At 35.9% G+C, this 7840-nt stretch carries 5 protein-coding genes; 3 read left to right on the forward strand and 2 right to left on the reverse strand.

The window, feature by feature from the left end:
• Window positions 1-573 precede the first annotated feature (573 nt).
• Entirely contained in the window at window positions 574-2901 is a 2328-nt protein-coding gene (locus ACP6PK_RS21665; RefSeq protein WP_426562552.1) for a heavy metal translocating P-type ATPase, read from the reverse strand.
• Window positions 2902-3159: 258 nt separating this feature from the next.
• On the opposite strand from ACP6PK_RS21665, the gene ACP6PK_RS21670 reads away from it, so the two are divergent.
• The 3 genes from ACP6PK_RS21670 (at window position 3160) to ACP6PK_RS21680 (ending at window position 7563) form a co-directional block, all read left to right on the forward strand.
• Window positions 3160-3264, forward strand: a complete 105-nt coding sequence (locus ACP6PK_RS21670; protein ID WP_426562554.1) for a DUF4896 domain-containing protein — start codon at window positions 3160-3162, stop codon at window positions 3262-3264.
• A gap of 1219 nt (window positions 3265-4483) precedes the next feature.
• A complete protein-coding gene (locus tag ACP6PK_RS21675) occupies window positions 4484-5839 on the forward strand; it encodes an AAA-like domain-containing protein (protein ID WP_426562556.1) in 1356 nt (451 codons plus the stop codon).
• Entirely contained in the window at window positions 5839-7563 is a 1725-nt protein-coding gene (locus ACP6PK_RS21680; protein ID WP_094672455.1) for an AAA-like domain-containing protein, read from the forward strand. Before ACP6PK_RS21675 ends, ACP6PK_RS21680 begins: the two co-directional genes overlap by 1 nt.
• An 81-nt stretch (window positions 7564-7644) precedes the next feature.
• Here ACP6PK_RS21680 and ACP6PK_RS21685 read toward each other — a convergent pair.
• Window positions 7645-7840, reverse strand: a 196-nt coding sequence (locus ACP6PK_RS21685) for a hypothetical protein (RefSeq protein ID WP_426562558.1), incomplete at its 5' end; no start/stop codon positions are given.

Genomic DNA, 7840 nt, shown 5'->3' on the forward strand with positions numbered 1-7840 from the left:
ATGGTTGGTAGTCCTTGGTAATTAATAATGGATAATGGATAATTGATAATTGATAATTGAGGAGTCAGAAGGTTTCGTTCATATAGAACCCCTGAAGGGGTCTATTTAAAATTAGAGATTGAGAGTAGGGGAGTGGGGGAGTGGGGGAGATGATGAAGTAAGTCAAAAAAATTCTACCTTTTTCCTCTATTTCTTTATTCTCCATCTCCTGACTACTGAGGACTGAGGACTGACTCCTTTGGCAAAAACCCTTACCTTTGCGGAGATACCTTCAGGGGTTCTATAAAATCCTGATAATTGCTATACCCAAGTCATTGCGACTGGAACGGAGTGGAAGGTTTGCGGAGCATTCCGGAACGGATAGCAATCTCCGCGAACCCCTGAGATTGCTTCCTATCGTCGCAATGACAACTTGAGAATTGAGAAGGCAGGAGGTATAAGGTTCCGTTGAGAATTGAGAATTGAGAAGGCAGGAGACAGAAGGTTCCGTAAGGAAGCAATCTCAGGGTTTGAAGAGATTACTTCCTATAGTCTAGGGACGCTCCATGGAACGTCCCTACTTGCAGTCTAATTTCAACGAAATGTGCTACGCAATAACAAAGAGTTAGTCACAACACTCACGGAACTAAACGCCATTAATGCACCTGCTGCACTAGGACTAAGAATAATTCCTAAACTTGGCAACAATACTCCCGCAGCTACGGGAATACCAACAATATTATAGGCAAACGCCCAAAACAGATTTTGACGAATTTTGTTGAAAGTGGTGCGACTTAGTTTAATAGACTCCACCACATCCATCAACTTATCCTGCATCAATACAATATCAGCAGTTTCCACCGCCACATCTGTACCTGCTTGCATCCCAATACCCACATTCGCTTGAGCTAAAGCAGGAGCATCATTAATACCATCTCCTACCATTCCCACTTTCTCACCTTTTGACTGTAAAGTAGCGATCGCCTGAGCTTTTCCTTCTGGTGGTACTTCTGCTAAAACATCTTCAGCAGGTAAACCTAACTGTTGCGCAATAGTTACGGCAACAGAAGAGCGATCGCCTGTCAACAACATTACCCTTAAACCCATATTTTGCAGACGTTTAACTGTTGCCTGAGTATCATTGCGCAAAACATCACTAACTCCAATAATTCCAACTAATACTCCATCTACAGCAACATAAACTGTTGTTTTGCTTGTTAAAGTGGGAATATTTTCTTTCTCAACAACAACTTGATGCTTATTCAACCATTCCCAGTTACCAACTAAAGCCACTTTACCATCAACAACAGCAGATATTCCCAAACCTGGTTCAGTATAAAAATCTGTTGCTGGCAATAACGCCACATTTTCTTCCTCTGCTTTTTGTAAAATTGCTTCTGCTAAAGGATGACTCGCACCACTTTCTACAGTAGCAGCAACTTTTAATAACCATTCTGGGTTATCCCCTACTAAGTCGGTGACAGTCGGATGCCCGGTAGTTAAAGTTCCAGTTTTGTCAAAAACGACAGTATCTAACTCATGCACCTTTTCCAATACATCCCCACCTTTAATTAACAAACCTCTTTGCGCTCCCACACCCGAACCAACTAATATAGCAGTTGGTGTTGCTAAACCTAACGCGCAAGGACAAGCAATAACCAAAACAGCGATCGCTAATTTCAAGCTCAAAAGTAGAGGAGAAGTAGAATGACTCATCATCATCCCCTCGTGACTGGATGTCTGCAAAACGTGAGACCAAATATTAGTACCGACAAAATACCAGAATAAAAATGTCAGACTAGCAATAGTCATCACGCCATAAGTAAAATACCCTGCCACCGTATCTGCTAAATTTTGAATGGGTGCTTTTCTAGTTTGGGCAGTTTCAACTAATTTGACAATTTGAGCTAATGTAGTTTCTGAACCTGTGCGAGTTGCTTGGATAACTATAGCGCTAGACTTATTAATGGTTCCCGCAGCAACATTAGCACCAAATTCTTTAACTACAGGTATCGACTCCCCGGTAAGCATAGACTCATCTACAGTTGTTTTACCATCACATATTTCCCCATCCACAGGAAATTTTTCCCCTGGTAATACTTGTAAATATTCTCCCACCTTGACTCGTGAGGCAGGAATTTCCACAGACTCAGAAGAATTATTGTTACCGTTGGGTGCAGGAACTAAACGTGCAGTTGCTGGTTGGAGTGCAATTAATGACTGTAGGGTAGATGCTGCTCGATATCTTGCTTGTTGCTCAAGAGTTTTACCTAAGAGAATGAAACCAAGTATCATTACAGGTTCGTCAAAAAAGCATTCCCATCCCAACTGTGGAAATAACAAAGCAATAATACTAGCAGTATAAGCAGTAACAGCACCCAAACCAACTAAAGTGTTCATATTAGGAGCGTTGCGTAACATACTCCGAGCGCCGTCGATGATTATTTCTCGTCCTGGTAGTAATAGAGCGACAGTAGCTAAAACTGCATGAAACCAAATATTCCCCACAATAGGAATTTCTGAGCCGATGAAGTGTCCTAAATGTCCGATACCTGAGAGAATTAGTAGTAAAGAAGCGATCGCTATCCGCCAAATTTGTTGTTTAATTTCTTGGCGATGGCGTTCGGTTTGTTTCTTCGCAGCATCTGTTTCGGAGGTGTCGAGGCGTGGTTGAGTGGGGAAACCGTTATCTGTGAGTTTTTGAGCGAGAGTGTTTGGATCGATCTGGTTTGTTTGGCATTCAACTGTTGCGACTTCGGTTGCCAGGTTGACGCGAGCGGAGATAACGCCTGTTTGTTGAGTTAATTGTCGCTCTACTGCTTTAACACATCCAGCACATTTCATACCACTGACATCAAGGGTAATGGTTTCTGGTGGGGAATGGTTAATTGTTGTTGTTTCTGGTTTGGGGGCAACTTGCATCAAATTTTCTCCAATTATTTGTTAAAGTTTCTATTTTAATATAGAAAAAAAATAGTTATCATTCAATAAGTCAACCTATTTTTTTAAGATTTTATTTAGTTCGCGCTTATACTATAGCAATCCTATTTTATTTGTGTATAAAAATCTTACCGCTTTTAGAGAAAATGCAACAGGAAACTGGCGGGGGGTTCAGTTTTTTTTCTACTTTTTTATTGCCCAATAATTAAGGTTTAAAGCCTCTCCTTTAAAGGATAAACAATGAATTTATTTTCCTTTTATTCAATCCTCTTCCTTTTAGGAAGAGGTAATTATCAATTATCAATTATTGAACCGCAACCTATGCGGGGATTGCTATATTTATAAGATTTCTCAATTTATCCCAATTACCATGGATTAATGCTATACTTAGCTAACACTTCAGTTATTAAGTAGTTAACACCTATATTTTAATTTTTTTGCTAATTTTAACTCAGTTAATGTTAATTATTATTATCTTTAATTCTTCGTAGGGAGGTTGCATACAACGTCCCTACCTACTCTCATGCTTAATCAAAACTTCCGTAAGCATTCAGCTCTTAGCAGTCAGCTAGAGCGCAAATAATGAATAATTATTTATCAGGTTAAAAGACCTTACTTTAGCAGTAACTTTTAATTCTCTCTCAATTTCAAGGGTTGCTTTTACCAAAAAATCAAGATATAAAGCCTCTCCATTCATGGAGAAAAAAGCGGTCGATTGGATATGGCGAGGGAACCTCGCCATATCCAATCGACCAAGAGAAGAAAAAAAATTCCTTTTAGCCAATCCCTCTATTACAGAAGAGGTAATTAATAATTATTAATTGTTAAACTCTTCCTCTTATTTTTATCTCATTAGTAGCTGATAGCTGAATGCTGACAAAATTCCTCAAATAAACGAATTTTGTACCTTACCAGTATGTTGATTAATGGATAATGGAGAGTGCATCATAAAAACTCTCTCTAATTATCAATTATCCATTGGTAATTTATATAGATAAATATTTGCTACAAATTATTATTTTATTTTGCTTTTAACCGAAAAATAAAGGTATAAAGTCTCTCTATTTATAGAGAGGAAAGAAAAAAAATATTTTTAGCAAATCATTCTATTGGAAATTATACCAGTGTAATAAATTTTTGCTACAAATAGCTAGGTAATTTTTTAGGAGTCAGGAGTAATATCATGTCCGCTGGTATCGGAGCGTATAAAAGTTGGGGAAATATTTACCATATTTAAGATTTTTCCTTTTCTTCTTACTTCTCTCCTAGATAACTAAAGCCTTCTTCCTTCTTCTTCCTTCTTAATTCTTCCTTCTTAATTCTTCCTTCTTACTTCTTACTTCTTCCTTCTTACTTCTTCCTTCTTAATTCTTCCTTCTTCCTTAATTTCTTTCAGTAATACCTCTGTAAAAATGCGATTGCGAATAACTTAATTACAGATTATACAGTATGGAAAGACAAAAAAATTGTCGATCTTCGACAACTTTAATTGACAAATCCAAAAATCATTGCAGGGTAATATATTCAGAATAAATTGAGTTAAAATCGACAAAAGTATTTTTCAATGTTGTCGATCTTCGACAACATTAATTATCAGGATGGTGTAATAATGGGTTATATCCTAACAGAAGCAGGAAAAAAGAAAGTTGATGAGAAATTACCACAAGGATGCAACTGTAGTGAAATTGCTAGAGAATCTGGATTATATCGGACTACTGTTTCTAGAATTATTGATAGGAACTACGGAGTTCGGTTAGGAAGTCTAGAAGACTTTTTTAGCTATTTTGATTTAAAGTTAGAAGAAACTGATTATCAGGAACTCAAAAATAATGAAAATACCACAACTATAAATACTGGAGAATCTAAACAACCTCAAAATACCAATCCTTCACAAAATCCTGAAGTACAAAAATATGTCAAACGCCCATTAATCGAAGAACAACTTTACGAAAGCCTGTTATTTACTAACTCTATTCTCAGAATTAAAGCGCCGAAAAAAATGGGAAAAACTATTTTAATCAATCAAGTATTAGAGCAAGTAAAAATGAAAAAAAAATACCAAACTGTATCTATTAGTTTTCAGGAAGCTGACAATAGCCATTTATCCGAATTGAATGAATTATTGCGTTGGTTATATGCCAATGTCAGTAATCAACTAAACATTAAGGATAAATTAGAACTACCTCCTAAATTAAATGAGTGGGATAATTTAACTAAAACTTTCGGCAGTAAAATGACCTGTACTAACTACTTTGAAAAGTATTTATTGCAGAAATTAAACAACTCATTATTTCTATGTTTAGATAATTTAGAATTGCTTTTCCTCAACGAAAATATTTATCAAGATTTCTTGGGTATGCTCCGCTCTTGGAATGATAAAGCTAGTAGAAATTCTCTTTGGCAAAAACTCAGAGTAGTTATTTCTTATGCTCCGAATACCGATACTAAAATAAATCCCAATCAATCCCCATTTAATATCGGTACGGCTATTGAATTACCAGAATTTAACCTCGAAGAAGTTCAACAATTAGCTGAAATTTATCAGCTTAATTTAGATAATTCACAGGTTAGGGAACTAATGAATATGGTAGAAGGTCATCCTTATTTAGTGAGGTTGACTATTGATAGTCTTAAAACTCGTAATGACATGACATTCGAGAAAATTTTAGAAACTGCTCCGACAAAAGATGGTATTTATCATAGTCCTCATTTACAAGAATATTTAGCAATTTTAAAGCAGCACTCAGATTTAGCTGAGGTTTTTCTGAGCATAATTAAAGGCAACTATTTAGGAAATATCGAAAATCATGCTATTAAGACACTTATAAATTTAGGATTAGTCAAATATCAGGATGGCAAAATATTAGTTAGATGCAAACTTTATCGTTTGTATTTTGAAAATTATTTAGGAGATATCTAATGAATGGAATTTATGAATCTAATTTTTATTATAAAGTTGGAGGTGGTCTAGATTTATCTCATTCTAATTACATAGTAAGACTAGCAGATACTGAGATTTATAAGGCTATAAAAAAAGGAGAGTATTGTTATGTTTTTAATGCCCGACAAACTGGTAAGTCAAGTTTGCGAATTAGGACGGCAAACCGACTGCGAAAAGAAGAAATTGCTTGTGTGGAAATAGACCTCATGGCAATTGTTGGAGAAGAGAGTAATGTCGGACAAATTTATGCCTGTATTGTGCAAGAAATAGCTAGTGGTTTGCAACTGGAAGTTGACTGTTTAAGTTGGTGGTTGGAACGAGAAACTTTAGAACCTCAAGAACGTTTGATTGAATTTATCGAACAGGTTGTTTTCACTAAAATTGACAAAAATATTGTAATTTTTATTGATGAAGTAGATTGTTTGCGGATATCGGATTTATCTCTAGAATTTTTTCTGAGTTTGATTCAATCTTTTTATCAAAAACGAGAAAATAATTCAGCATATCGACGTTTAACTTTTGCTTTGTTTGGGGTTGTAGAAATTTCTGATTTTTCCCATACTATTATTGGTAATAGAATTGAATTAGAAAGTTTAGAATTTTCAGGGTCGTTACCTTTAGCGGAGGGATTATTAGAAAAAGTAGATCGTCGTCAAGAAGTTCTCAAAGAAATAATTTATTGGACGGGAGGACAACCATTTTTAACACAAAAATTATGTCAATTAGTTTTAACATCACTTATAAAAATTCCTACAGGGTCAGAAAAAGAGGAGGTGGAGAAATTGACAGTATCAAGTATTATTGAAAACTGGAAATTTCACGATGAACCAAAACATTTACAGATAATAGAGAATCGCCTCCTCACTAGCAAATATTCTACCTACAAATTATTAAGCTTGTATCATAAAATTTTACAACGGGGAAAAATTAAGGCAAAAAATAATCTCTTACAAACAGAATTACAATTGGCAGGTATAGTTCGGAAAAAAGAAGGGAAGTTAAAAGTTTATAATCCCATCTATGCTCAAGTTTTTAATCGAAACTGGATAGAAAAAGTATTAGCAGAAAAATATCCCACCAGAACTAAAGACCATATTTGGTGGGTGAGTTTACTGTTACTATCCTTGGCAACTTTCCGGTTACTATTTCCCAAACTTCATCAACAGCTCAACGACTGTGGAGTTGATAATTATTTAGCAGAACAATATCAACCAGCTCGGTTTTATTTCCAATGTGCTTTACTGTTAAAACCCAACTACAAAAAAGCACATTATAACCTGGGTTCAACTTATGAAAAACTGCACCAACTTGACAAAGCAAAAAGTGAGTACCATATTGCTATTGAAAGCCAACTTTCCCAAGTTGATAACAACCTAGCTCGACTTTATATCCTAGAAAAACAATACTCGGAAGCTATTGAGCTACTCGAACAAGGTTTCCAGAAAAAGAACGCTGAAAATGACCCCGTTGTTCGCTATGCTTTGCTCAAAAATATGGGTTGGGCCTTGCTCGAACAAGAACGTTATACAGAAGCAGAAACTTACTTGCGGGAGGCCATTGAATTAATGAACACCCGTGCGATCGCTTACAAGTTACTGGCGAGGTTATTGGAAGCTAGGGGAGATACGGAGGAAGCACGAGATATATGGCAACAGTTTCGGCAGTATGCTTTGAACGAGTCACCACATGAATATAAATATTAGTTCGTAGTTGTTGTGCTTTAGCGCAAAATATCTTTGCTAGCACTCAAGTACAACTACAAACAGATACTTTTTTATAGCTAATTAATTTGGAGGAACGGTTTTTCCTGGTTCTTCTTCCTCTGCTTGTGGAGTCAATAGTAAATTTGCGGTTTCAGGGATATTTATCAAAGCAAATGTTGTTGCTGTTGATGGGCAAGTGATTGTTATCAAAGTAATAATATTGGCCAAGAAAGCAATTCTATTTAAGTTAATGAAACGAGACAACATTTGGATAACT

It is taken from the genome of Dapis hubbardiae BLCC-M172, from assembly GCF_050016015.1.
In the GTDB taxonomy this organism is placed as follows: domain Bacteria; phylum Cyanobacteriota; class Cyanobacteriia; order Cyanobacteriales; family Microcoleaceae; genus Trichodesmium.